Origin of the sequence: Veillonella sp. VA142, assembly GCF_003992135.1 — a bacterium.
In the GTDB taxonomy this organism is placed as follows: domain Bacteria; phylum Bacillota; class Negativicutes; order Veillonellales; family Veillonellaceae; genus F0422.
Window position 1 is genome coordinate 1 of sequence record NZ_RQVN01000045.1, and the last position, 3,509, is coordinate 3,509.

A 3,509-nucleotide genomic window follows, 5' to 3' on the forward strand; every position below is an offset into this window, starting at 1 on the left:
TCTGTATATATAGATTGTACTATGCATTGACAAATTCATTTGTGTTTATACTATGACAATATCATATGTCGTTCATAAAAGTTAAATATATTATAAAAAAATACTTGCATAGATGTGAGGGATATGATATTATATATTTGTTGTTACAGTATGTAACAAACGGTAGCGAAACAGTGTTTCCCAAGGACAGTTGAGTTGATTCGTTACTATGGATGGAAGATATCGGGGCATAGCGCAGTTTGGTAGCGCACCTGGCTTGGGACCAGGGGGTCGCAGGTTCGAATCCTGCTGCTCCGACCATTTTCTTATGTGCGGGTGTAGCTCAATGGTAGAGCCCCAGCCTTCCAAGCTGGTTGCGAGGGTTCGATTCCCTTCACCCGCTCCACTTACATGTTATTGTATTTAATACGTTCCCATACAGAGACGATGTCTATGTGATGGGTTATTTTATTATTTACAGTAAAATTCATGATATAACTACATATGGTTCAGTAGCTCAGTTGGATAGAGCAACGGCCTTCTAAGCCGTGGGTCGGGGGTTCGAATCCCTCCTGGATCACCACTAAATAGGCGGATAGTTCAGATTGAGCTATCCGCTTTTTTGTAAAATTTAGGCTCTATAATAATGCTTGTAATTGCAGTCATTCTAACGATTCTAAATATTCTCAGAATATAAAAGGTAATATGGCAATAACTATTGTTGTTAATAAAGCAACACCAGCTAACCATGCAGCAATTTTCCCATATTGGGCAGATTTCTTTGAGATATTAAGACTTTCTTCTGCAAGTTTTAATACGTGATTTTCTTTTTCCAAGCGCTGCAAAATATTTAAACCTGAAATGGTTAGTTGAAATTTATCAGAGTTATTAAAGTAATAAGGAGCATAAAAGTTATTTGGGGCAGTTACTAATTCAAAATAACATTGGGCATAATTTTTAGGTTCAAAAGGGCTGTAAAGGGAATCACGTGAATATAGTGGTGGTTCAACTTTCAATTTAGGTGAGTTAAGTAAATAAAGTTGCAAAGTTGAATGCGTTAGGTAGGGAAATTTACTTATTAAATCCTTATAGCTGCAGACACCTTTATTAATAAAAAGAATTAATTCTTCTAAATGATCATTAGGTAAATTTTGAGCTGTAGAGGTAAAGTCTTGAACTTTCCTTTTATAGTGCTTGTACTCTTCGTCACTGGCGTAAAAATTGTTTAATGGTGATGACTGTAATGGGAGTTGGTTCTGTAAACCACCTATAGTGCTTTTTAAACAATCCATTTGTTTAGCAATTTCTTTAACATTGGACATAACTTCACTCCTTTCAAGGTAATTATACCAATTATAAAAATAAGATGAAATAGAAAGGTGTATGTAGTAATGGAAAGTGTTCAACCAAAATTGTAAGAGTATAATACATTTGTGACAAAAAAATAAAAAAATAAGAAGGCTCTCTGTTATAATGAAAGTTGCTAAACCGAATCATTATTTTAAAGGAGAGGCCTTCTTATGTCATCTATTATAACTGAAGAATTACGCTTTCGTAAACTAATTTGTGAATATGCTATCAAACATAAAAATAATGCTGAAGCAGCTAGACGGTATCATACAAGTAGACAACAAGTACAACGTTGGGGGTTCAAATTAATATTAAATATGTACCTAATGAGTGCTTACTGTTTAATACTAATGGCATTAAATGCGACCAAATTACGGCTATAGATGAATATTCTAGGAAACGTCACTTGCTCCGCTATAAAATTTTGTAGTGGTGTTAACTGAATAGGATAAAGGGAGCCCATGGTATATTCCTTCTCAAACATAATTGCATAGTGTTTGTTCAGGAGTAGACCCTGGGCTTCTTGTGTTTGTGTTATTTACTTAGTAAAGAAACTTTCTCTTTATCTTTCCAAAATAGTAAGGCCCCCATAGCATTGACTATGTAGAATATGTATTTGCCAACATTGGCAAAATTGCCTTGTGTGAAAGCTTTCAATAGTTGCACGATGTTATAAATCATCCAGAACGGCCATTGTGTGTCTAATTTTAGAGCGTTAAACAGGTTCGCAATGAGTGAGAAGGCAAATACGATGGTGGTCAGGATGGATAAAAAGTTCATATGACCACCAAAGCCTATGTAATTGGCAACGCTAGAAATAGTGAAAGCAATGATGGTGATGATGCTAGCAACTAATCGTTTTTGCGATGGATTCATTGTATTAGGAATACCTTCGTGGGAGGCTTTCCATTTTTTGATAGCAAAGGTATAGATAATGAAAGTAACAGGATAGGTAATGATAGCTGCTTTATTTCCTAAAATAAAATCGATGGCGCCGGATAGAATAGTATTCACAATGCCTAGATAATTTCCCCATTTGTTGAGTTGCCCTGTAAATCGTGTAGACAACATAGAAATGCCAACATTGATGACAGAAATAAGCCCAAAGGGAACGAGAGCAGTCCAAGGTCCCCAATCTACAAATTTTTCAAGGCGTGAGTTCAGGTAACCAGCAGAAATGGCAATCCCTACGACGAGAACGACACCGAGGACATCAAACCATTTGGAAGTAGCAAATTGTTTTAAATACTGTTTCATAGAGGTATCCTTTCTATGAGAATATAATCTTTTACAAATACGTTTTGCCTAGATAGATTAGGTATAGTAGCCAATTAAATCGTTTTAGTAAAAAATGAGTATTTACTTACATGATAAATATGATTTCTGCTATGTCTTCAATTATAACATAATTAACAGGAATCTCTCAAATAATATAGAAAACAAAAGTCCCTCATTAGCAAGCTAATGAGGGGCTTTTGCGTTATTTATTAAAGCAGCTGGGTAATCCCAAGCCAAAAGGAAGAACATATTAGAGTCATGCAGATGATGAAACGACATTGCATGTTTATATGAATATTTTCTACGTTGATAATAGCATGTATAGGACATTTTATCAAGTGTAAATGATAAAATGACAGTGTCAAGAAGAAGGTCACTTTGCTTTAGTAATTCAACTCATTGATCTATGTAAATAAACAATGAAAAAGCCTAATGCCGTTCACACGTTGGTAGCTCTTCTTTTTATATCCATATTGTAGAATATGTTAAGAAAAATACTACTTGTAACTACGTTATTTAGTATGGAATCTCAAGGTATTCCAGTAAGCGTTTGATCGTGTCTTGTCCATCGTAACAGGTGTCGATGAGGTATCCTGGTTCATGCAAAAATTCTGTTAAGCCTCGATAATAAAAATATTTCTTTCTATCTTCGATGATAAAGGGAATTAGATTATGTTTTAGGCATTCCTACATTAAACCAAGGAAGTTTTTCGTCTTTGGTGTTATATTTTAATAGATAGTGAAGGTGCTTGATACTCTTTTCTGTTAGTGTATCTTCTGCGGTATCAATGCAGTAATTTATCTTTACTTATCATATAAAAAAATCTTAAATTGCAAGTAGAAATTGAACACTTTGATATAAATAATTTAACATCGTGAAAGAACCCTTAAAAGATACTTAG

Annotated in this window: 2 protein-coding genes and 3 tRNA genes; 3 read left to right on the forward strand and 2 right to left on the reverse strand. The window is 34.4% G+C overall.

The genetic code is table 11. From position 1 onward, the window contains the following. Window positions 1-223 precede the first annotated feature (223 nt). From EO117_RS08945 to EO117_RS08955, 3 genes are all read left to right on the forward strand, one after another. Window positions 224-300: transfer RNA gene (locus tag EO117_RS08945), tRNA-Pro, on the forward strand. Between the two features lie 11 nt (window positions 301-311). Next, a tRNA-Gly gene (locus tag EO117_RS08950) sits at window positions 312-385 on the forward strand. Window positions 386-485: 100 nt separating this feature from the next. Further along, a tRNA-Arg gene (locus EO117_RS08955) sits at window positions 486-562 on the forward strand. A gap of 103 nt (window positions 563-665) precedes the next feature. On the opposite strand, the gene EO117_RS08960 is transcribed toward EO117_RS08955, so the two are convergent. Together EO117_RS08960 and EO117_RS08970 are read right to left on the reverse strand one after the other, a co-directional pair. Further along, on the reverse strand, window positions 666-1,301 hold the full coding sequence (locus EO117_RS08960; RefSeq protein WP_126940104.1) for a hypothetical protein: 636 nt from the start codon (window positions 1,299-1,301) through the stop codon (window positions 666-668). A gap of 562 nt (window positions 1,302-1,863) precedes the next feature. Then, the gene (locus EO117_RS08970) at window positions 1,864-2,586 is read right to left on the reverse strand and encodes a nicotinamide mononucleotide transporter family protein (protein WP_126940105.1); all 723 of its coding nucleotides are present in this window, start codon (window positions 2,584-2,586) and stop codon (window positions 1,864-1,866) included. Window positions 2,587-3,509 lie beyond the last annotated feature (923 nt).